The organism is Nonomuraea aurantiaca (genome assembly GCF_020215705.1).
Lineage (GTDB): Bacteria > Actinomycetota > Actinomycetes > Streptosporangiales > Streptosporangiaceae > Nonomuraea > Nonomuraea aurantiaca.
Genome location: NZ_JAIWNB010000001.1, coordinates 515,561 through 537,696, shown reverse-complemented (window position 1 = coordinate 537,696; position 22,136 = coordinate 515,561). Strand labels below are relative to the sequence as shown.

Sequence of the window (22,136 nt, the reverse complement as noted above, 5' to 3'; positions counted from 1 at the left end):
GTGCTTGCTCCATCCCCCTCATCTATACGTCTTCGCGCTCATCGCGCGTCTTCTAACGTCCAGGAGCCTCATCTTGTGCCCGTTCTGCCGGGGGAATTTTTGCATCGGTACCCAGCAGGAAGGAACCATGAACCTCCCAACACGTCAGGGCCCGCTGCCATCGGCAATGGTTAGCCAAATATGGCGAAACCCACAGCCTTGGCGGCATGCCCCACCGTGTTCGACGGCACATCCAACCACATGTGCGGCGAGAACGAGACGCCCGCCGTCGTGCAACACGCCGGATCAGCGGCTCGGCAGCCGAATGGTCACCACAAGTCCTCCGCCCTCCCGCGGCACGGCGGTCACATTTCCGCCGTGCGCCTGCACAACAGCACGAACGATGGACAGCCCCAGCCCTGATCCCTTCGCCGAATCCACACGATCCGCGTGGAGCCTCCGGAAGGGCTCGAACAGGCTGTTCACCTCGTACGCAGGGACATGCTGCCCCGTGTTGGCCACCTGAACAACCAGTGCACCGTCTACCATTCCCGTTCGGATCCATACTTTTCCGTTTTCCGGAATGTTGTACTTGACGGCGTTCTCGAGCAGGTTGCTGACGGACCGCTCCAAGAGCACCGGATCGCCTATGGTAGGCGCGCTGACCAGTTCGGTGGTGATGGTTACGCCGTTATCTTCGGCGAATGGAGTCACCTGCTCGACGGCCGTCTGGGCGACGTCCTTGACGTCCAGCGGCTTGCGTACCGCCAGCTCGCGTTCGCTCCTGGCGAGCAGCAGCAGTCCCTCGATGAGCTTCTCGTTGCGCGCGTTGACTTCGAGCAGGGTACGGCCGAGCGCCTTGAGGTCCTGTGACGCCTCGGGATCGGACAGGGCGATCTCCAGGACCGTCCGGTTGATGGTGAGCGGAGTTCGCAACTCGTGCGAGGCGTTGGCGACGAATCTTCGCTGGGTGTCGAAGGCGATGTTGAGCCGGGTGAGCATGGCGTCGAAGGTGTCGGCCAGCTCCTTCAGCTCGTCGTCCGGGCCCTCCAGGTCGATGCGCTGATGGGCCAGGGTGCTCTCGGAGAGCTTCTTGGCCGTGGTGGTCATCTGGCTCACGGGCCGCATCGCCCGGTCGGCGACGAAGTAGCCGAGGATCAGCGAGAGGATGCCGACGCCCGCCAGCGCCATGAAGGAGCTCTGCAGCAGCGCGTCGCGGGCGACGGCGACGGTCTGGTCCCTGGCGGCGTACCACCGGGCCTGCATGACGGAGGCGTTGAGGGCGTCGATGTTGCTGGTGTCGAGCTCCAGCCACGCGGTGGTGATCGCATTGCCGACGATGGCGTACATCGAGACGAGCAGCACCGCCGCGGCCACGAAGAACAGCGCGCTGTAGGCGAGGGTGAGCCGCCACCGGATGCTCACCCGGCCCGGCAGCGCCTTGACCACCTCCATCGTGGTCCGCTGCGGCCGATCGTAGGACGGAGGGGGCGGGCCGTCCCAGACGGGCTGGCCGCTCGGCGGCGGCGCCTGCTCCCCCCGCGCCACGGCCCGTTCCGAGTGCGGGCTGATCATCGGATGCGTCGGCATCGCCTCGCGCTCCGGCCGTTGAGTCACAACTTGTATCCCACTCCGGGCACCGTCTCGATCACCTGCGGATCCCCCAGCTTCTTGCGCAGGGTCATCATCGTCACCCGCACCACGTTGGTGAACGGGTCGATGTTCTCGTCCCACGCCTTGTCCAGCAGATCCTCCTGGCTGACGACGGCGCCCTCCGCCCGCATCAGCTCTTCCAGGACCGCGAACTCCTTCTTGGTGAGGATGACCTCCTTGCCCTCACGCTCGACCAGCCGCTTGCCCGGGTCCAGCCGGATCCCGCCCCGCTCCAGGACGGGCGGCAGGGCCGGCGCCGACCGGCGGCCGAGCGCCCGCACCCGCGCGACCAGCTCGACGAAGACGAACGGCTTGGCCAGGTAGTCGTCGGCCCCCAGGCCGAGCCCCTCCACCTTGTCGTCGACGTCGCCGGAGGCGGTCAGCATCAGGATGCGCGAGGACGTACGCTGCTCCACCAGGCGGCGGCAGACCTCGTCCCCGTGCACGACCGGCAGGTCGCGGTCCAGGACGATCACGTCGTAGTCGATGTACGAAGTGCGCTCCAGCGCACCGCCGCCGTCATAGGCCACGTCCACCGCCATGGCCTCGCGCCGCAGACCGGTGGCGATCGCGTCGGCGAGCACCCGCTCGTCCTCTACAACCAGCACTCGCACGACTGGCACCTCTCTCCGGATCCGCTGCCTCATTCTGCCCACACCTGCGATAAGCGCACGGTAAGGCATGTCGGAGCATGTGTACCGCAAGGCGCAGCCAAATTCATGTTTCGGTAAGCGAGGGGGCGGGGTATGCCTGCGGGACACCCATCGCCGTGTGCCTCTTTTTGGCCACCCCGCGCGCGGTGGGCGTTCTTCGCCCCGCAACCCCTGAAGAGAGTAGGTGAGATGGGCGAGTTCACGACCACGATCGAAAGCCGCCTCGACCAGGCTTACAAGGGCCTCCGGGAGGCCCGGTGCGCCGGCGACGATTACCTCGCCGACACCCTCACCGCCGAGATCGAGGACCTACGCCGCCTGGCGGATGACAACGGCGTCCCGTTGCCTCATTGATCGGCACCTGGTGTGACGAAACGGCCGGAGCCCTGGGCTCCGGCCGTTTTCGCGCCGTCAGGCGTCCCGTTGGGGATCCAGCGGCACGAGCAGGTCGTGCAGCTCGTCGAACAGCCCCGGCGCCGCGCAGAGCACGAAGTCGTTGCTGTGCGGCCTGCCGTCCAGCCCGCCGAGCCTGGCCCCCGCCTCGGTCGCGATCAGCCCGGCCGCGGCGAAGTCCCAGTAGTTGGTGCCCCGCTCGTAGTAGGCGTCCACCCGGCCCGAGGCCACCGAGCAGAGGTCGACGGCGCACGAGCCGCCACGCCTGATGTCGCGTACCCGCGGCAGCACCGACGCCAGCACCTGGGCCTGCACGGCCCGGCGTTCGCGCAGGTAGCCGAAGCCGGTCGCGACCAGCGCCTGCGACAGCGGCACGCCGGTGTTGCAGCGCAGCCGCTCGCCGCCGAGCCAGGCGCCCCCGCCGCGCGCCGCGGTGAACACCTCGCCGCGCGGCACCACGTTCACCACGCCCGCGACGATCTCGCCGCCCACCTCGACGGCGATCGACACCGCCCACTCGGGCAGGCCGTACAGGAAGTTGACCGTGCCGTCGATGGGGTCGACGATCCAGCGCACGCCGGAGTCGCCGGCGGCCTCGCCGCCCTCCTCGCCCAGGACGCTGTCGCCGGGCCTGGCCTCCAGGACGCGGGCGCGGATGAGCCGCTCCGACGCCGTGTCCAGGGCGGTGACCACGTCGGTGGGGCTGGACTTGGTCTCGACGACCTCCGACATCGTGGGGCGCTTGGCGAGCAGCATGTCGCCCGCCTCGCGCGCGATGTCCTCGGCCAGTTCGAGCAGGGCCCGCGGATCGCTCATCACGCCACCGAGTCCGGGCGCTTCCACTCCTGGTCGAGGACGTGCTGGCCGAGGAAGGCCAGGACGGTCTCGTACCAGGCGACGGCGTTGCCGGGTTTGAGTATCCAGTGGTTCTCGTCGGGGAAGTACAGGAACTTCGACTCGACGTTGCGGCGCTGCAGGTCCCACCACAGGCGCAGCGCCTCGCCGATCGGCACCCGGTAGTCCTTGTCGCCGTGGATGACGAGCATCGGCGTGGTGATGCTGTCGAGCCCGTGGTGCGGGGAGAGCTTGGCGTAGCGCTCGGAGCCGGGCTCGCCCATCTCGCGCTGCCAGTACTGGGCCGCGTCTGTGGTGCCGGCGAACTGGTCGAGGTTCCACAGGGCGGCGTGGGTGACGATGGCCTTGTAGCGGTCGCTGTGGCCGGCGATCCAGTTGGCCATGTAGCCGCCGTAGGAACCGCCCATCGCGCCGATCCGCTCGCCGTCGATGTCGTCCCTGGCCACCACCACGTCCACGATCGCGTCGAGGTCGGCGAGCGTACGCGGACCCCAGTTGCCCCACCCGCGGTCGATCATCTCCTGACCGTAGCCGGTTGACAGGCACGGGTCGGGCAGCAGGACGGCGTAGCCGTGCTGGACCATGATCCAGGGGTTCCAGCGCCACTGCCAGTCGTTCCACGAGGCGACGGGACCGCCGTGGATCCAGAGCAGGATCGGCGCCGGGTCGTCGGCCGAGGCGCCCTCGGGCAGCGTGAGCCAGCCGCGGATCGTGGTGCCGTCGTCGGCCGTCGCGGAGACCTCGGTCAGCGTGCCGGGCAGCTCGGGGCGCGGGGCGGGCGAGGGCAGGTCGGAGATCTCGCCGGTGGCGGTGTCGATCCTGGCCGGGCCGGGGGTGCGGTCGACGCCGCTGTGCAGCGCGTAGACGAACCTGCCGTCGGCCGAGGCGTTGAGCCCGAGGTAGGCGGCGTCGTCCTGGGTCAGCCGGGCGACCTCCCCGTCCAGCGGCACGCGGAAGATCGGGCGGCGGCCCCGGTGGTCGGCCGCGAGGTAGACGGCCGACGAGTCGGGCGCCCACTCGACGTCCGCCGGGAACAGGTCGGGCGCATAGGTACGGCCCGCTCCGGTGGCCAGGTCGCCGATCCACAGGTCGATGCGGACGGAGAGGTCGAGCCCGGCCAGGCGCTCGCGCGCGCAGGCGACGCGGGTGCCGTCGGGCGAGACCGCGATCGGGCCGTAGAAGTCGTGGCCCTCCTCGGTGAACAGCGTGCGCCGCTCACCGGTGGCCACGTCGATGGCGACCAGGTCCACCCGCAGCTCGGCGTCCGGGAGGATGGTACGCCAGGTCGTGATCACGGTGGCGCCGTCGGGCGTGAGCGCGAAGGTGACGTCGCGCAGCGCCTCGCCCGGGTCGGGGGTCAGGTCGCGTACGTCCTCCAGCCGGTCCGCGCCGAGCTTCGCGGCGAACAGCCGGGTGTGGCCGGGCCCGAGGTCGTGGTCCCAGTAGCGGACCGGGTAGCTCTCGTGCAGGATCGCGCTGATGCCGGCGTCCTTGCGCGCCTTGCGGCGCTCCTCCTCGGCCGCCTCCTCGCCGGTGAGCACGTCGGCGGCGAACACCACCACGTCACCGGCCGTACGAAAGGCGCCGACGCCGCCGGGACGGGCGGCCACCTGCCGGGCCTCGCCGCCCGAGCGGGGCAGCAGCCACAGCGAGGGCACCTCGTCGGTGCCGTCCTTGACGGTCGGGTCGGGACGGGCCGAGGTGAACAGCACGTCGCCCGCGTCGGTGAACTCCGCCGCGCTCTCACCCTTGGCCGAGCGGGTCAGCCGGTACGGCTCGCCGTCGATCGGAGTGGCCCAGAGCGCGGTGCCGTACGACTTGCCGTCGGGGTTGAGGGACTGGACCGCGGAGATCAGCCGGGAGCCGTCAGGCGAGAGCTTCAGCGAGAGAACCCGGGGGATGGCAACATAGTCACGAATGTCGTTGAATGCGCTCACTCAATCGAACCTACCCTGTCCATTGGCCTCACTCCCTGAGGCGGGCTCCTCCTCCAGGCGACGGCGCTCCCTCGCCGGAATAAGGTGGGTCTCGTGGGGAACTACGACGCTCTGCTGGTGCTGTCGTTCGGTGGGCCCGAGGGGCCTGAGGACGTGCTGCCGTTTCTGGAGAACGTGGTGCGTGGCCGGGGTGTGCCGCAGGAGCGGCTGCTGGAGGTGGCCGAGCACTACCAGGGTTTCGGCGGGGTCAGCCCGATCAACGGCCAGAACCGCGCGCTCATCGAGGCGCTGCGTCCGGTGGTCGATGTGCCCGTCTACTGGGGCAACCGCAACTGGGAGCCGTTCGGCGAGGAGACCGTCCAGCGGATGATGGCTGACGGGATCCGCAAGGCGGCGGTGTTCGCCACCTCGGCGTTCGCCGGCTACTCCAGTTGCCGCCAATACTACGAGGACATCGCCAGGATCTCCGTCAAGGGCGGCCCCGAGCTGGTCAAGATGCGGCACTTCGGGGACCATCCGGGGTTCGTCGCCGCCATGGCCGACCACGTCGGGCAGGCGCTCGACCGGCTCGGCCGCGACGACGCCCGGCTGGTGTTCACCGCGCACAGTGTGCCGGTCTCGATGGCGCGCACCGCCGGGCCCTACGGCGGCCTCTACGAGGCGCAGCTGCGCCGGAGCGCCGAGCTGGTCAACGAGGCGCTGGGCCGCACCCAGCCGTGGGACCTGGTGTGGCAGTCGCGCAGCGGGCCGCCCGAGGTGCCGTGGCTGGAGCCCGACGTCTGCGACCATCTGCGCAAGACCGACGCCCGGTCGGTCGTGCTCGTGCCGATCGGGTTCGTCTCCGACCACATGGAGGTCGTCTACGACCTCGACACCGAGGCCAGGCAGGTGGCCGCCGAGCTGGGCCTGCCCATGGAGCGGGCGGCGACGGCGGGCACCCATCCGGCCTTCGTCCGCATGATCCGCGAGCTGATGGAGGAGCCCGAGCCGCAGCCCTGCGGGCTCACCTGCTGCCCACCGCCCCGGCGGCGTCAGGCGTAGACGCGCGCGGGCGGCCACGGCGGCGTCAGGCGTTCCCCTCGCACTCCGAGGACGCGTCAGGTGTAGGCGCGGGCGTACGCCTCGGCGATGCCCATCACCTTGTTCACGTAGTCCCACGAGTGGTTGTAGAACCAGATCGACTTGCGCAGCTTCTGGCCGCCCTGGCCGGCGCCGTTCGCGCAGAGGTACTTGGCCGCGGCGGGCACCGCGTCGTACGGGCTCCAGATGTCAGACTTGCCGTCGCCGTCGCCGTCCACGCCGTAGTGCTTCCAGGTGGCGGGCATGAACTGCATCGGGCCGAGCGCGCCCGCGCTCGACGGGCCGTTGTTGCGGCCGTGCCCGCTCTCCACCTGCCCGATCGCCGCCAGCACGGTCCATGACAGGCCGGGGCAGTGGGTGGCCGAGGCTTTGTAGAGGTCGAGGTAGCTGCTGGGCCGCCCGACGTTGACCTGCTGCTGCGGCTGGGCCGTCTGCTGGGCCGGCTGCGTCGGCTGGGCCTTGGGGCGGGCGCCCAGCGTCACGACCTGGGCGCCCTTGCCGAGCAGCTTGCGTACGCCCGGCTCGCTGATGCCGGGCTTGCCGTGCAGCAGGACCGCGACACCCGGCGCCAGGCCGAGTGCCTTGCCCATGTCGGCGCCCACCAGGCCGTCGATCCCCGACAGGCCGAGCGTGGCCGAGGCCGCGACGCGGAGGCGGGGGCCGCCGTCCACCTGGTACTCGGCGCCCAGGATCATGCCGAGCCTGCGTACGGCCGAGGTCTCGGCGACCAGTTCGCCCCTGGACAGCGCGCTCCACACGGCCGGCTGGTCGGCGACGGCCTTGGGCGTCCAGGAGCGGAAGTCGGCCGGGTCGACGGCGAGCAGGTTCAGCCCGGTGCCCGACACCCGGACCGAGCCCGCGTCGACGATGGCGACCTTCTGCACGTGCTTGAGCTTCGCCAGCTCGAACCGGGTGGTCTTGGGCACCTCGGCGCGGGCGATCGCCAGCACGCGGGGCGGGGTCGGAGTGACGCTGGGGCCGCCCTTGCCGAAGTCCTTCACCGGCTCGGTCGTGGGCACGATCTTGTCGAGACCGGCGGTCTGCGGCTGCGTCTTCTGGGCCGGTTTCTGGGTTTTCCGTACCGGCTGCTGGTCGGCCGTACTCGCGAACAGGTCGTCCCGCGTGGACAGCGCCACTCCCACGGCCACGACCGTGACGGCGATGACCGAAGCGATCACGATCAGAACGGCGCGGAACGAGGGAAGACCGGACACCCGGCACACGTTAGCCGAGTTGCCGGAAAAATCACTTGCTGTCCGGTCAGCGCGCGCGTAAATGTTGGGGCGCACCAAGGGAGGAGAACGGACGTGGTCGGGCCTTATCGGGGGTTGTTCAACGGGCCCGGCATCAAGGGATTCGTGCTGGCCGGCTTCGTCGGCCGGATGCCGATGTCCATGCTCGGCATCGGCATCGTGCTGCTGATCTCCGGCCTCACCGAGTCGTACGCGACCGCTGGCGCCGTCGCCGCCACCACCAACGTCTCCTTCGCGGTGGCCGGCCCCATGACCGCGCGGCTGGTCGACAGGTTCGGGCAGGCCCGGGTGATCGTGCCCTTCGCGATCGTGAACGCGCTCTCGCTGGCCGCGCTCATGCTGTCGGCGGGCTTCGGGCTGCCCGAGTGGACGTTGTACGCCGCCGGACTGTCGGTCGGCGCGACCTCCCTGTCCCTGGGCGGGATGGTCCGCGCCCGCTGGTCGCACCTGCACGGCGGCTCGGCCAAGCTGCACACGGCCTTCGCGTTCGAGTCCGTCGCCGACGAAATGATCTTCGTCGCCGGGCCGGCGCTGGTCACCGTGCTGGCCACCGCGGTCAACCCGTACATGGGACTGCTGGTGGCGCTGGTCTGCATGCTCGGCGGCTCGCTCGCGCTCGCGGCGCAGCGGCGCACCCAGCCGCCGACACGGCCGGGCGAGTCCGGCGCCGGGATGGCCATCCTGATTCCGGGGATCGCCCTGCTGTCCTGCGTCTACCTGGCGCTGGGGGCGGTGTTCGGGTCGGTCGACCTGATCACGGTGGCCTTCGCCGAGGAGCACGGGGTCAAGGGCGCCGCCGGGTTCCTGCTGGCCGCCATCGCGGGCGGGTCGATGGTGTCGGGGCTCTGGTTCGGGTCGCGGCACTGGCGGCTCCCGCTGCGCCACCGGTTCGTACGGGCGCTCGGGGTGCTCGTGGTGGGACTGCTGCCGATCATGTTCATCGGCGACGCGCGGATCATGGCCTTCGGTCTCTTCCTGGCCGGGCTGGCGATCTCGCCGACGCTCATCACCGGCTTCTCGCTCACCGAGCGGCTCGTGCCGCCCTCGGTGCTCACCGAGGGGCTGGCGTGGATCTCCACGTCGATCGGGTTCGGGGTGGCGATCGGGGCGTGGGCCGGGGGACGGCTCACGGAGGCGTTCGGGGCGTCCAACGCGTACGGCTTCACGCTCGCCGCGGCGGCGGTCGCGGCCGTCGTGGGCGTCGGAGGTTCGGGTTTGCTGAGACTTCCCGAGGCACCTTCACCGGCCGGGAACTGATCCGCTACGGTCGAACAACCCTCGCAACACCCTTCACAAACGAAAGCTTCGTCATGTCCCGACAAATCACTTCACTTCTGGCTATCGCGGTTGTTGCTGTCACTCTGACACCGGCGACCGCGTCCGCCAGCCCCCGTCAGCCCGCCCCGGCCAAGTCGGCCGCCGTCGCCCAGGCCAAGGCGAAGGCAGTGGACTGCGCGCAGGTCAAGTGCCTCGCCCTGACCTTCGACGACGGCCCCGGCAAGTACGCGGGAACGCTCCTCGACACGCTGAAGAAGTACGACGCCAAGGTGACGTTCTTCCTCGAAGGCCAGTACGTGAAGAGCCGCCCCGCCTTCGTCAAGCGCATGGCCAAGGAGGGCCACGAGCTCGGCAACCACAGCTACACGCACAAGAACTTCACCACCATCGAGCCGGACGCCGTGAAGGAAGAGATCCAGAAGACGCAGGACGCCGTCAAGAAGGCCTCGGGCGTCGAGCCCAAGCTGCTGCGGCCTCCGTACGGCATGCTGGACATCCAGACATCGGAGGTCGCGGCCGGGTTCGGCATGCCGATGATCCTGTGGACCGCCGGTTCGCGCGACTGGGCGACCAAGAACTCCGCGGAGATCAAGAAGCAGACGCTGGCCGTGGCCAAGCGCGACGGCATCATCCTCATGCACGACTGGGTGAAGCAGACCGTCGACGTGATGCCGTCGCTCGTGCAACTGCTGCAGAGCCGCGGCTACACGCTGGTGAAGGTCTCCGACATCATCAAGTCGCAGAACCTGCAGCCCGGCGACGCCTTCCCGCTTCCCGAAGGCTGGGAGAACTGAGTATCGTTCACGTTTAATCCGAACGATTAATCCGAACGATGCTCTAGCGCGAGGGCGGCCATGGTCTTCACGAACTGGGCCCGCAACCAGACGGCCGCGCCCGCCGAGGTACGCACCCCGGCCTCGACCGAGGACGTCGTACGCGCCGTCAAGGACGCCGCCGCCACCGGCCGTCGCCTGCGCATGATCGGCACGGGCCACTCCTTCACCGGAGTGGCCCTCACCGACGGCGTCATGCTCCGCCCTACCGCGCTGACCGGCGTCACCTCCGTCGCCTCCCGCGCCGACGACCGCGTCACCGTGCGTGCCGGAACGACGGTGCGGGAGCTGAACTCCCTGCTCGCCGCGCGCGGGCTGGCGCTGGCCAACATGGGCGACATCACCGACCAGACGGTCGCGGGGGCCATCCAGACCGGCACGCACGGCACCGGGCGCGACAGCGGCGGCCTGGCCGACCAGGTGGAGGCGCTGGAGCTGGTGCTCGCGGACGGCTCGGTGGTGACGGCCTCCCCCGGGGAGGACCTGTTCGACGCCGCGCGGGTGGGGCTGGGCGCGCTCGGGGTGCTGACCTCGGTGACGTTCCGGGTGGAACCCGCCTTCCTGCTGCGCAACCGGCGGCGCCGGATGACGCTCAGCGGCATCCTCGACTCGCTCGACTCCCTCACCGCGGACAACGAGCATCTCGACTTCTTCTGGCTGCCGCACACCGACGCGTGCCTGGTCAAGACCAACAACCGCGACCCCGGTCCGCCCCGGCCGCCCGGCGCGGTCAAGCACTGGCTGGACAACGTCTTCCTGGAGAACACGCTGTTCGGCGCCGCCTGCGCCCTGGGGGCCCGATTCCCCGCGCTGATCCCGCGGATCAACGGTGTCAGCGCCGCCGCGCTCGGCGACTCCGAGGCCGTGGACACGTCGTACAAGATCTTCACCTCACGGCGGGACGTGCGCTTCCTGGAGATGGAGTACGCGGTGCCGCGCGAGCACCTCGGCCAGGCACTGCGGGAGACGCGGGCGCTGCTGGAGCGGATGGGGTGGCGGATCACGTTCCCGGTGGAGGTGCGGGTGACGCCGGCCAGCACGGCGTGGCTGTCCACGGCGTACGGCCGTCAGTCGGCGTACGTCGCCTGCCACATTTATCGGCCCACGCCCAACCCCGCGTACTTCGCCGGGGTGGAAGAGATCATGACGCGGCTGGGCGGGCGGCCGCACTGGGGCAAGCTGCACACCCGGGACGCGGCGTATCTGGGGACGGTCTACCCGCGGTTCGCCGACTTCGTGGCGCTACGGGACCGGCTGGATCCGGGACGGCTGTTCGGCAACGCCTACCTGGAGACGGTGCTGGGGTAGGCGGCCCGCTCTCACTGTGCCTCGGCGGGTTGGTCCTGCTGCGCCGGTTGTGACTGCTGCGGCGGCTCGGTCGGCACTTCGGTCATCCCGTCGGGGGCCGGGGCCGACGTGGTCGCGGAGGGGCTCGACGGCTCCACCGTGTTCTTGCCGGGGTCCTTGCTCGTGTCCTTGTCCGTGCCGGTGGGCGTCGGCGTCGGGCTCTGGGACGAGCGGGTCGGGGAGGCGGTCGGGCTCGGGGTCGGCGAGGCGGTCGCCGTGCCACTGGGCGTCGCCGGGTCGCTGAAGAGCGTCGTCCGGGGCTGGACCGCGGGCTCCTCCTTCTCCCTGGCGGGCGCCTTGCCGCGGTCGGTCGCCGGCTTACCGCCGGTGAGCTGGTCGTGCACGGTGGTCTGCGCGATGGTCTGGTACGTCAGGATGCCGCCCATGCTCACCCCGAACACCAGCGCCGCGGCCATGCCCGTCTTCGCCCACGGCACGCGCCTTCGCGCCGGCACCTCGATCGGCGCCATGACCAGCGTGGTCTCGCCAGGCCGCGAGGTCTCACCCGGCCCCTGGGCCGCCTCGGCGTTACGGACTGTAGCGTGCGCGGCCATCGCCAGCTCCCCCTGGCCCTCGTCACGCTCGGGCGGAGAATCCTGCGATCCGGAGTCACGCCAGGCGATCACCGTGTGCTGCTTGACCTTCTCGCCCGTACGTTTGAGGTAGTGCGTGTAGACGGCGGTGGCGACCGTGCTCGCCACGCTCATCAGGGCCGCGCCGATCACCGTTCCCCCCACGCCGAGGTAGGAGGCTGCGACCGCGGCCGTGACCGCCGCCAGGGCACTTCCCGCGATCTGCGGCATGCTCAGCTCGAACTTCCGCTGCTCGCCGCTCATCCCCCGGATCAGTCCTTTCTCGCCCGCGTTCGGTAAAGAGCTTTCTCGTGAATAGACGCGAGGGCGTGTCCTGTTGTTCCTGTGACGCGTGTGACAGGCACCCTCGTCGCTCGTGCCCCGACGAATCGGCCTGCCCTCTCTCTACCTCGCCGCGGCCGCGGCGACGGCCGTGAGCACCGCGATTCCCCCCGCCATGGCGCCCGCCTCAGGACTCGCCGCCCGGCCGCCGGTAAACGAGCCTACGCGCCCGTACATCGTTACGGTGCGTGACCGGGCCGAGGTTCGTCTCGCCCGCGACCTGGCCGGCGAGATGCGCCGCCTCTCCACCGCCGCGCTGTCCGGCTTCGCCACGTCGACCGAACTGGGAGAGCCCAGCGCGGACCCCAGGGTCCTGACGATCGAGCCCGACCGGGAGATCCACCCCATACCGGTCATCACTGACCGTGACACCCTTCCCGGCGGCATGAGGGGTGCGGCGATCGTGGACAGCGGCGGCGCCCACGACCGAACCGGGGAATCATGGCGGACCCGCACATTCCTCCCAGGTCTCCGCGTGTCGGGCCGCACGGGGAATCTCCGCGTGTCGGACGGATTGGGGGAGCGGCTCTGGTGGGCCTTCGACGCCACCGGGCGTACCCGCGAAGACCGTGGCGGCCAGGGCACCCGGGTGGCGCGCTCCGGCGTCTTCGTGGTCTTCGCCACCGGCCCCAGCCCGTGCCGGCTCTCCCCCACCGGCGAGACGTACTCCGCCAGATCCTCCCGCCTGGCCGGTGCTGCCGCCCGCTATCTGGAGCTCCATCCGGGCGCCAACCCATCCGTTCCGGCCTCTTGGCGGAAGTGCGCGGCGACGCGTGACACTATTCGCCAGAATCCGTCGAGGGCTTTGCGCGCGGGCAGGCCTTGAAGATGATGGAATCAACAAATGTGACCGGCGTCACATCGCCCCTGGGCTATCCCAGGAAGGCGATGTTCGGACATGCCGGGTACGGTGCTGGCAGGCAACCGGCACACGCGAGAGACTCAAGGGTCCGGGGGAAGAATGAGCAGCACGCTGACGAAGGGACTCGCATGCAGGAGCTCCGACTCGTCGCGGTAAGTGAGGACGGTACCTATCTCGTGCTGGCGACAGCAGGGCGGGGTACACGGTTCACGCTTCCCGTGGACGACCGGCTCCGTGCTGCCGTCCGCGGCAACTTCTCCCGTCTCGGCCAGTACGAGATCGAAGTGGAGAGTCCGTTGCGCCCCAAGGAGATCCAGGCCCGCATTCGTGCCGGAGAGACAGCCGAGGAGATCGCCGCCACAGCGGGCATCCCGGTCGAACGCGTCCGCTGGTTCGAGGGCCCCGTGCTCCAGGAGCGCGAGTACGTCGCCCAGCAGGCGCAGCGCGTGTCCGTACGCATGCCCGGAGAGTCCTCGGCCGGCCCGACCCTCGGCGAGCTCGTCGCCGAGCGGCTCACCAGGCGCGGCGTACCCACCGACGAGATCGACTGGGACTCCGCCAAGCGCGACGACGGCCTCTGGCGCGTCAAGCTCGGCTACGTTTGGAACGGTCACACCAGGCACGCCGAGTGGCTCTTCGACCCGCGCAGGCGGCACGTCACGCCGCACGACGACGAGTCGATGCGGCTCTCGGCCGCCGACTTCGACCCCAGCCCCGTGGTGGAGGACACCACGGTCACGCCGTTCACGCCGCGCGTGGCCAAGCTGCAGCCGGTGCCACCGCTGGCGTCGGACCCGCTGCCGTTCCCGTCGGTGATCCGCAGCGAACCGGAGCCGCAGGAGCCGGCGGTCGGCTACCAGCCGCGAGGCACGGAGTCGCCGTACGGCCGCGCCCCGTCCCGTGAGGCTTCCTCTCGCGAGACCCCGTCCCGCGAGACTCCCTCCCGTGAGACCGCCTTCACTCCGGCGCGAGAGGCCCCCTTCGACCGCGCGCCCGCAGCCGACCCCGCCGGCCGCACGGCGGAGCCCGGCTACCGCTCGGACCCGCCGGGGAGGGACTACCGCTCGGAGCCGTCCGCCCCGGCGCCCGGCTACCGTGCGCCCGCGCAGGAGACCGGCTACCTGACCGAGCCGTCGTCATCGGAGACCGGCTACCATGCCCAGGAGCCCGGCCACCGCACCCATCCTTCGGCGTCGGCACCCCCGGCATCGTCGGCGGCGGCGCAGGACACCGACTACACCCGCCCCGGCGAGCCTCCGGCACGTCACGGCGACCCTTCGTCCTGGCTGCCCGACTACGGCACTCCCCGCCCGCCTGACCGCCAGACCGGTCGGGACGACGAGGCCATCTACGCGGCGGCGAGCCGCGACAGCACGTCTGCAGACACCCGCAGCACTGCGTCCGCGCCCGAAGACGCTGCCACGCCGCCCCCGGCACCGGACGCGACCCCCGGCACAGGCGCCACAGAGGGACCGACCTATGGCGCACCCACCGTAGAAGGCCCGGCCGCCACCGCAGGCGGGGCAGAGGGATCGGCTTTCGGCGCGCCCACTGCGCAGAATCCGGTCGCCGCCAACGCGACCGCCGCGCGGGGCCCAGCTACCGACGCGCCCGCTATCGAAGGGTCGGCTTCAAGCGTCCCGGCGGTGGGCGACCGCGCCACAGAGCCGGTGGAGAAGCACACGCCGCCTGCTCCTGTGACCCCGGCCACCGCGCCCAAGGCCGATGCCGCCGTGGCGTCTACCGTCGCCCCCGACGTTGATGCCGCCGTGGCCTCCGCCGTCACAGACGCCACCCCGGCAAACGCCGCCGTCACAGACACCGCCGCGGCGAAGGCCTCCGCTGCAGACGCCGAAGTGGCGGACGCTGTTACCGCAGACGCCGTGACCGGGGGCTCGGCCTCCGCGCCCACCGCGCAGACCTCTGCGGCGTCGGCGCCCACCACGGATTCGCCTTCGTCTGCGGACTCGCCGTCTGCCGTGCCCACGGCGGCAGGCACCGACGCCCCGGCAGCGCAGTCCGTACACCCCGCTGAAACCCCGGAGCCCACCACAGCCTCGGGACCGACCACACCACCCCAGGCCGAATCACAGCCCACCGCAGAAGCGGCGGCCGAACCGCAGGCATCCAGCACCGTCTCCAAGACGGAGCCCAACAGCACTCTCGCCGAGCCACAGCCCGGCGAGCAGGAAGCCGCCGGTCAGGGAACTGCTGGTCAGGAAGCTGCCGGCCAGGAGGCCGCCGGAGTGGTCGGCACGCCCGCTACTACGGACAGCATCACCACCCCGCCCGCCACCGAGGCCGTGCCTGCGGCGAAGGACGCCACTGCTCCCGCAACGGCAGCCGACCAGGACGCCTCCAAGACCGCGTCCAAGACGGCCGCGCGGTCGGCAGCCGAGCCCACTGCCGACCCGGCAGCCGAGTCTGAGCCCACGGCAGCGGCTCCCAAGCCCAACCCCACAGCTCCCCATGCCCAGGCCGCTGCAGGCGCGCCTGAGGCCGACAGCACCCCGAAGGCCGACACCGCACCGACGGACGACACCACTCCGAAGGCTGACACCGCACCGACGGGCGACGCAGCCCCCAAGGCGACCCCGAAGGCCGCCACAGAGGCGACCGCCGCCGAGCCGGTACCGACCGCGCCGCCCGTACCCAAGCCCAAGCCTCAGCCCTCGAAGCCCGAGCCCAAGGCTGAGTCCCCGGCACCCGCCCCGACCACGACACCCGCGCCCAAGGCCGAGCCCGCAGTGACCAAGCCCGCAGCGGCCGAGCCCAAGACCGAGCCCGCCACTGAGCCCAAGGCTGAGCCGGCGGCGGCCAAGGCTGAGTCGGCGGCGAAGGAGCCTGCCGTACCAGCCGCGAGGACGAGCAAGGACGACACCGCAAAGCCCGAGCAGCCGGCGGCCAAGGAGGAGCCCCCGGTCCCGGTGCCCTCTCCCCCGCCCGCCCCTGCGGCCCGCCAGCCGCGCAAGGGCTCCAGGGGGCGTCGCGCCTCGGTGCCGACCTGGGACGAGATCATGTTCGGCGCCCGCCGCCAGGACTGACTCGGCCTCCGTCGCGTCCGACCGAACACCGCCCGCACGCACCGCTCAGGCGCCGTCCGCACACCGCCACCTGGGCGCCACCCGCGCATACCGCCCATGCACCGCCCGGCGGTTTGTCGGTGATCTCCCCGCAGGCCCTGCGCTGCCCCGGGGCCTCGGGCCTTCCGCCCAGGCCCAGGCGGAAGGCCCGAGGCTTAGGCGCGAGGACGCGAGCCGGATCGGAAGCGTGGGCGAGGCCGGGACGAGGGCCCACGGAAGCACGCACGAGGCCCTGCCGGGACATGCGGGGCCAAGCGGGACGCCATGGGCCACGGGGGCCAAGCGGGACCCACATTGGTCTCAGGACACGGGGCCTCAGGGCACAGGACCTCAGGACGTCCAGAGTCACATGAGGCACACCAGACGCACAGATGGGACGGGAGGGTGCAAGAGGTACAGGCGGGAGGTGCCTGTCTACTGTCCCTTGGACAGGAACGGAGCCAGCCACTCCGGCGTCACTTCGGCCGGGAAGCCGATCGCCTGCTGCTGTGAGACGTCGATCGCCGAGTAACCACCCTTACCCGCCCCCACCCCGGCAGTGAGCGTGTACACCCCGGCCCGCCGCTGGAACCATGTCTGCCTGATGTGCCAGCCCACCACCGCGCGGCGTTCGACCACCGCTTGCGAGCGGCGTAGGGAGCCTGAGCGGACCGCCAGGCGTACGCCGTCGTATCCGTGTCCCAGGGACCTGTACCGGTCGAGGCCGAGGGAGATCCCCGAGCCCGCCAGGAGGAGGGCGACCACGGTTCCGATCCACCAGATCGGCTGGGCGGTCAGCAGGGCCGTCAGCGTGGTGGCGACGGCCAGCGCGAGCCACGGGGCGATGGCGCGGAAGAGGCGGCGGTTGCGGGCGATGGGCGGGTGGGGACGGAGTTCGGCCTGATAGGTGCCGATGGCCTCCCCGGTGACCTGGAAGGCGACCGTGCGCGGGACGTCCGGCAGGAGTTGCCCGCGGGTCTGGGAGTCGCCGAGGCCCGTCACGATGGCCCAGACCCGGGCGACGCCCGCCCAGCGCTCGGCGAGTCCCTCGATGATCTCGTAGCCGCGTACGCGCCCCGCCTCCAGAGACACGCTGCGCCGGTTGATCAGCCCGCGTTCGGCCACCAGGTAGCCGTCGCGGCTGATGAGGCGGAAGTTCCAGTTGAACACCGCGTACATCACACCGCCCACGAACGGCATCGCCACCACGAGCAGCAGCACCACGGCGAGCAGCAGGTAGGGGTGCTCCCAGAGCCACTCCCCGACGGTGAGCGCGGCGTCCCGGCCGAAGCCGAGATCGTCGCCCCACTGGAACGCCAGTCCCACGGCACCGCCCGCCAGGGCGAACGGGGTCAGCAGATACGCGCCGGACAGCGGGCCGTACAGCAGCCACGTCCACGGCACGCGGATGATCTCCCGCTCGTCCTCCGCCGTCTCCTCACGGACCGCCGACATCGAGGCGGCGGCGGACGCCGAGGCGGCAGCGGGGTCCGTGGCTGCGGCGGGGTCCGTGGCGGAGACGGCAGCGGAGGTCTCACCGGGCATCGGGGCTCGGGCGGGGCGGGTGACGCGGGCGGCGCGGGTGCGTCGGAGGAGGACCGACTTCAGGCGTTCGGCCTCCTCGAGGGTGACGCCGTCGAGCTTGCCCTCCTCCTCGCCGCCGCTCGCCCCTGTGTCGATCTTGAGTACGGCCAGGCCGAGCAGCCGGTGCATGGGCGGGGTGGAGACGTCCACGCCGCGTATCCGCTCCAAGGGGATGGTACGGACCGACCGGCTGATCAGTGAACGCTTGATCTCCAGACGGTCGCCCACGATCTCGTAGCTGAATATCGCCCACCGGACGACGGCGAAGGCCAGCGTGACGCCGACCCCGACCGCTGCCCAGGTGTACGACATGCCGGAGAACCCACCCACGAACAGGAGCCCGACAAGGGGGACGATCAGCGACGGGATCATCCGCACCGGATGGATGAGCAGCACCTTCGGACTCAACCGCATCGGCAGCCGTACGGGCTCCGCGAGCGGCAACGGACCGGCGGGGACGGTCATCGGGGGAGGAGACGAGCCCTCACGATCAGGACCAGATGGTCCTTCGGGCGCCGACAGGTGCCTGGGAGGCCCGGGGTCAGCGTCGGGCGCGGAGGGGTGTGAGGGGCGAGGCTCGGGCGCGGACGGCCCTGGGCGAGGCTCGGGCGCCGACGAGTGCGCGGGAGGCCCGGGGGGAGGTTCTGGCGCCGACGGATGCGCGGACGGCCCGGGATGAGGTTCGGGTGCCGACGGGTGCGCGGGAGGCCTGGGGTGGGGTTCGGTCACGTGGCATCGTCCCTGAGTTGCTCCGCGCGGTGCGCCAGTTCTTCCGCCAGCCCCGCCGCCACCGTGTAGTCCAGGCCCTTGATCGTCGACGACCCCGCATGGGAGGCCGTACGGATCTCCAGGGTCGCCAGCCCGAGCAGCCGTTCGACCCATCCCTGCGCCTTGTCGACCGTCTGGATCCGGCTGACCGGCACGAAGACCCACTCCCGGGTCAGGAACCCCGACCGGGTGTAGACCACATCACCCGACAGCTCCCATCGATGTACGGCATAGCGTACGAACGGCTCGGCGACCAGGAACGGCGTGGTCAGCACCCCCACCCCCACGGGCAGCAGCCACGGGTCGTCCGCGAACCAGCCGGGCACCCACGACCACCCACTCCCCCCGACCCACTGCGCTATCAGGATCGAGCACCCCACGAGCAGCACGAACCCGAACAACGCCTCAGCCAGCCAGAGCCGCACGGCCTTAGGCGACACACGGTGCTGGGGATCACGCAACGGGCCAGAAGACGTCACGAGGCCAGCTTATGGCTCCCGCCCCGCGTCGGTGATCGGCCAGCGGCACCGGATGCCGCCGGAGACCACCTGATGCACATCGGAAAACTGTCGGTGCCGTAGGTCACAGTGGAGGCATCGAGGAGGAGGGGCGGGTCATGCAGTACGCGATTCAGGCAGACGGCCTGGTGAAGCACTATGGCGAGACCAAGGCACTCGACGGTGTGGACCTCGCGGTGCCCACCGGCCGGCTGCTCGGCGTGCTGGGGCCCAACGGCGCGGGCAAGACGACCGCCGTGCGCATCCTGGCGACGCTGCTCACGCCTGACGCGGGCACGGCTACGGTGCTGGGGTTCGACGTGCGCAGGCAGGCGCATCAGGTGCGGTCGCTGATCGGACTGACCGGGCAGTACGCCGCGGTCGACGAGATGCTGACCGGTGTCGAAAACCTGATGATGATCGGGCGTCTGCTGGGCTTACCGCGAGGTGAGGCGAGGGAGCGGGCCAAGACGTTGCTCGGCCGGTTCGACCTGGCCGACGCCGGGGGCCGGGCCACGAAGACCTATTCGGGTGGGATGCGCAGGCGGCTCGACCTGGCGGCGAGCCTGGTGGGCAGGCCGCAGGTGCTGTTCCTGGACGAGCCGACGACCGGTCTCGACCCGCGCAGCCGCACCGAGCTGTGGGGCGTCGTGCGCGGTCTGATGGCCGACGGCGTGACCGTGCTGCTGACCACCCAATACCTGGAGGAAGCCGACCAGCTGGCCGACGACATCTTGGTGTTCGACCACGGCAAGGTCATCGCGTCGGGCACGTCCGACGAGCTCAAGGCGACCACCGGCGCGCAGGTGCTGGAGGTGCGGCCGCTCAGGGAGGACCAGCTCGACCTGGTCGCCAAGGTGGTCACCGACGTCCTCGACGTGGCGCCCGACCTGTCCGGCGCCATGGTCACGGCCGCGGTGCGCGACCCGGCCGTGGTGCCCGCCATCGTCCGTCGCCTCGACGACCTCGGCATCGTCGCCTCCGAGCTGGCACTGCGCAAATCCAGCCTCGACGAGGTGTTCCTGGCCCTGACCGGGCACCGCGCGGAGGACGAGCAGACGGAGAAGGCCCTCGCATGACCGCCATCACGGCGACCCTGCCCGGCCGGGTCGGTCCCGGCGCCACCCTCAGGCAGACCATGACGCTGGCCTGGCGGAGCCTGGTGCAGATCAAGCACAACCCGTGGGAGCTGCTCGACCTCAGCATCCAGCCGATCATGTTCCTGCTGCTGTTCACGTACGTGTTCGGCGGTGCCATCTCCGGCTCGACCGGCGACTACCTGCAGTTCGCCCTGCCGGGCCTGCTGGTCCAGAACGCCCTGTTCTACACGCTGTCCACGGCGATCGGGCTCAACACCGACATCACCAAGGGCGTGTTCGACCGGCTGCGGAGCCTGCCGATCGCGCGCACCGCGCCCCTGTCGGGCCGGATCATCGCCGACACGTTCAAGCAGGTGTGGGCGTTCGCGCTGCTGGTCGGGTTCGGGATGGTGCTCGGGTTCCGGGTGACGACCAGCGTGGCGGGGCTGCTCGGGGCGCTGGCGCTGCTGGTGGTCGTGGCGCTGGCGATGTCGTGGATGTCGGTCTTGATCGGGCTCAAGGCGTCCAGCCCGGAGAAGGTGCAGATGATCTCCTTCTCGACGATGATGCCGCTGACGTTCACGAGCAGTGCGCTGGTGCCGGCCGACACGTTCCCCGGCTGGTTGAAGGCCTGGTCCGACGTCAACCCGGTGACCTACCTGGCCGACGCGATCCGCGGCCTGCTGATCGGCGGCGAGATCGCCTGGCCGACGGTGGTCTCGCTGCTGTGGTCGGCGGGGTTCGTGGTGGTGTTCGCGCCACTGGCGATCAGGGTCTTCCGCAGTCACGTATGAGATGTGAGAAGGGTTTTCGCAGCCACGTGTGAGACCGGTTCCCGTCCGATGTCCGTCCGGGTCCCGATCCGTCCGCGGACGGGCAGGAGACCGGTCCGTGTCCGTTCGGGCCCGGGTGCGTTCGTGGACGATGTCCCGCAGAGCGGTCTGGTTTCTCGGCCGAACGGCCCTGTTCTTCCCTGGTAGAAGTCATACAGCGGGATCGTGGCTTCCACCGCTCAGTGGGACACCACCCACCGACGGCCGCCCGGGGCCGTGTCCACGTACCTGGGCACCTGGTTTTAGCGAGCGCCGTGCCCCGGCAAGCGGACTGGACGCGCACAGCGTCCCTCGCACCCGCCTGGCATGCCGACACCCCTGCGCCCGCTCGATCGGCCGGTCGGGCGCGGCCATCGTCACGGCGACGAGAACCAGCAGGCCGGGACCCGATTGCCCGACAATCCTCGCCTTCTCCCGGCCCCGAAGGAGCGTCTACGGGCCGAGGGCGGCGAAGGTCATGGATGTGGCGAAGTTCACTCCTATCTTGTCCGGGTTGCGGCCCTTTTCCGGTCCTTTACCGACCACCGACCCTCGCGAAACGGTCGGCGCACGGCGGATAGCCGCGTAGCATCATGCGGCATGGGGCTGTGTAACACGGCAGGACGCGTGAGACACATCGCTGTCTCTGTGACAGCGGTGGCTGTCGTGCTCGCGTCGTCCGGTTGCGACTTCCTCATCGGAAGGTCCCAGGCCAGGGAGATCGCCGAGATCAACGTCTCGAGCCCGGAGTTGCACGCGGGCGAACCGCTGCCGCGCGAATACTCCTGCAAGGGCGCACAGGGCAGTCCGCCTCTGCGCTGGTCCAGCCAGCCTCTGCCCGACGCCAAGTCGATCGCGATCGTGGTCGACTCCCTCTCACCATCAGAATCCGCCGTCCAGTGGGTGCTCTACAACATCCCCGCGACGACGACCGAGCTGGGGCCGAACGCCGCCGCCAACCCTCTGCCGGAAGGCGCGAGCCAGGCCAAGGTGACCAGCGGCAAGGCGGGCTATCAGCCCCCCTGTGTAGAGAAGGCCAGCTACCGGTTCAGTGTCTACTCGCTGAACCGCAAGGTCGAGGTCCAGGAGGGCGCCCCCCTCTCCGAGGTCTTGAGAAAGATCGCGGACCAGACCATTGCCCGCGGCCGGCTCACGGTGGTGAACATCCAGTGAGACAGCAATCACTAAACGTAGTAATAGTTACCAATTCTTCACGTAGGGTGTGACAACGCTCATAGTGGTCCGACACAATCAGATCCAATCGCTAGGTGCTGGTGATCAAAGGGGGAAGGTCGCG

Annotated in this window: 18 protein-coding genes; 10 read left to right on the top strand and 8 right to left on the bottom strand. The window is 70.4% G+C overall.

Annotated features, from left to right (window positions below; translation table 11 throughout):
* Window positions 1–285: 285 nt before the first annotated feature.
* Both LDL49_RS02450 and LDL49_RS02445 read right to left on the bottom strand, forming a co-directional pair.
* Window positions 286–1,554, bottom strand: a complete 1,269-nt coding sequence (locus LDL49_RS02450) for a sensor histidine kinase (protein WP_225289840.1) — start codon at window positions 1,552–1,554, stop codon at window positions 286–288.
* A gap of 38 nt (window positions 1,555–1,592) precedes the next feature.
* Window positions 1,593–2,246, bottom strand: coding sequence for a response regulator transcription factor (locus tag LDL49_RS02445; RefSeq protein ID WP_225289202.1), 654 nt, complete (start codon window positions 2,244–2,246; stop codon window positions 1,593–1,595).
* Between the two features lie 228 nt (window positions 2,247–2,474).
* Here LDL49_RS02445 and LDL49_RS02440 point away from each other — a divergent pair, with 228 nt between their 5' ends.
* A complete protein-coding gene (locus tag LDL49_RS02440) occupies window positions 2,475–2,639 on the top strand; it encodes a hypothetical protein (protein WP_214635883.1) in 165 nt (54 codons plus the stop codon).
* Window positions 2,640–2,696: 57 nt separating this feature from the next.
* Here LDL49_RS02440 and LDL49_RS02435 read toward each other — a convergent pair whose 3' ends face one another.
* Window positions 2,697–3,494: an inositol monophosphatase family protein gene (locus tag LDL49_RS02435; RefSeq protein ID WP_225289201.1), complete on the bottom strand. Its 798-nt coding sequence runs from the start codon at window positions 3,492–3,494 to the stop codon at window positions 2,697–2,699.
* Window positions 3,494–5,470 carry an alpha/beta hydrolase family protein gene (locus tag LDL49_RS02430; protein WP_225289200.1) on the bottom strand — a complete coding sequence of 659 codons (1,977 nt, stop codon included), beginning with the start codon at window positions 5,468–5,470 and terminating at the stop codon, window positions 3,494–3,496. Before LDL49_RS02430 ends, LDL49_RS02435 begins: the two co-directional genes overlap by 1 nt.
* A 93-nt stretch (window positions 5,471–5,563) precedes the next feature.
* Here LDL49_RS02430 and LDL49_RS02425 point away from each other — a divergent pair, with 93 nt between their 5' ends.
* Complete coding sequence (locus tag LDL49_RS02425) at window positions 5,564–6,511, top strand: ferrochelatase (RefSeq protein ID WP_225289199.1); 948 nt, start codon at window positions 5,564–5,566, stop codon at window positions 6,509–6,511.
* Window positions 6,512–6,567: 56 nt separating this feature from the next.
* On the opposite strand, the gene LDL49_RS02420 is transcribed toward LDL49_RS02425, so the two are convergent.
* On the bottom strand, window positions 6,568–7,764 hold the full coding sequence (locus tag LDL49_RS02420) for a lytic transglycosylase domain-containing protein (RefSeq protein WP_225289198.1): 1,197 nt from the start codon (window positions 7,762–7,764) through the stop codon (window positions 6,568–6,570).
* A 93-nt stretch (window positions 7,765–7,857) separates the two neighbouring features.
* Between LDL49_RS02420 and LDL49_RS02415 the strand changes: the two genes are divergently transcribed.
* The 3 genes from LDL49_RS02415 to LDL49_RS02405 all read left to right on the top strand — a co-directional run bounded on the left by LDL49_RS02415 (window position 7,858) and on the right by LDL49_RS02405 (window position 11,222).
* Entirely contained in the window at window positions 7,858–9,060 is a 1,203-nt protein-coding gene (locus tag LDL49_RS02415) for an MFS transporter (protein ID WP_225289197.1), read from the top strand.
* Between the two features lie 188 nt (window positions 9,061–9,248).
* A complete protein-coding gene (locus LDL49_RS02410) occupies window positions 9,249–9,875 on the top strand; it encodes a polysaccharide deacetylase family protein (RefSeq protein ID WP_225289196.1) in 627 nt (208 codons plus the stop codon).
* A 60-nt stretch (window positions 9,876–9,935) separates the two neighbouring features.
* Window positions 9,936–11,222 (top strand): D-arabinono-1,4-lactone oxidase, encoded by a 1,287-nt coding sequence (locus tag LDL49_RS02405; RefSeq protein WP_225289195.1) that lies wholly within the window; start codon window positions 9,936–9,938, stop codon window positions 11,220–11,222.
* Between the two features lie 11 nt (window positions 11,223–11,233).
* Here the strand turns inward: LDL49_RS02405 and LDL49_RS02400 are convergent, their stop codons facing one another.
* Window positions 11,234–12,097, bottom strand: coding sequence for a hypothetical protein (locus LDL49_RS02400; protein WP_225289194.1), 864 nt, complete (start codon window positions 12,095–12,097; stop codon window positions 11,234–11,236).
* A gap of 112 nt (window positions 12,098–12,209) precedes the next feature.
* On the opposite strand from LDL49_RS02400, the gene LDL49_RS02395 reads away from it, so the two are divergent.
* Window positions 12,210–13,001 (top strand): hypothetical protein, encoded by a 792-nt coding sequence (locus LDL49_RS02395; protein WP_225289193.1) that lies wholly within the window; start codon window positions 12,210–12,212, stop codon window positions 12,999–13,001.
* Window positions 13,002–13,165: 164 nt separating this feature from the next.
* Entirely contained in the window at window positions 13,166–16,081 is a 2,916-nt protein-coding gene (gene sepH, locus LDL49_RS56580) for a septation protein SepH (protein ID WP_263654458.1), read from the top strand.
* A gap of 453 nt (window positions 16,082–16,534) precedes the next feature.
* Here sepH and LDL49_RS02385 read toward each other — a convergent pair whose 3' ends face one another.
* Together LDL49_RS02385 and LDL49_RS02380 are read right to left on the bottom strand one after the other, a co-directional pair.
* Entirely contained in the window at window positions 16,535–18,148 is a 1,614-nt protein-coding gene (locus tag LDL49_RS02385) for a PH domain-containing protein (RefSeq protein WP_225289192.1), read from the bottom strand.
* A 260-nt stretch (window positions 18,149–18,408) separates the two neighbouring features.
* Window positions 18,409–18,876 (bottom strand): PH domain-containing protein, encoded by a 468-nt coding sequence (locus tag LDL49_RS02380; RefSeq protein ID WP_225289191.1) that lies wholly within the window; start codon window positions 18,874–18,876, stop codon window positions 18,409–18,411.
* A gap of 191 nt (window positions 18,877–19,067) precedes the next feature.
* Here LDL49_RS02380 and LDL49_RS02375 point away from each other — a divergent pair, with 191 nt between their 5' ends.
* The 3 genes from LDL49_RS02375 (at window position 19,068) to LDL49_RS02365 (ending at window position 22,012) form a co-directional block, all read left to right on the top strand.
* The gene (locus tag LDL49_RS02375; RefSeq protein ID WP_225289190.1) at window positions 19,068–20,027 is read left to right on the top strand and encodes an ATP-binding cassette domain-containing protein; all 960 of its coding nucleotides are present in this window, start codon (window positions 19,068–19,070) and stop codon (window positions 20,025–20,027) included.
* Window positions 20,024–20,821 carry an ABC transporter permease gene (locus tag LDL49_RS02370; protein WP_225289189.1) on the top strand — a complete coding sequence of 266 codons (798 nt, stop codon included), beginning with the start codon at window positions 20,024–20,026 and terminating at the stop codon, window positions 20,819–20,821. The genes LDL49_RS02375 and LDL49_RS02370 overlap by 4 nt, the downstream gene beginning before the upstream one ends.
* Before the next feature lie 666 nt (window positions 20,822–21,487).
* Entirely contained in the window at window positions 21,488–22,012 is a 525-nt protein-coding gene (locus tag LDL49_RS02365) for a YbhB/YbcL family Raf kinase inhibitor-like protein (protein WP_225289188.1), read from the top strand.
* The last annotated feature ends 124 nt before the right edge of the window (window positions 22,013–22,136 follow it).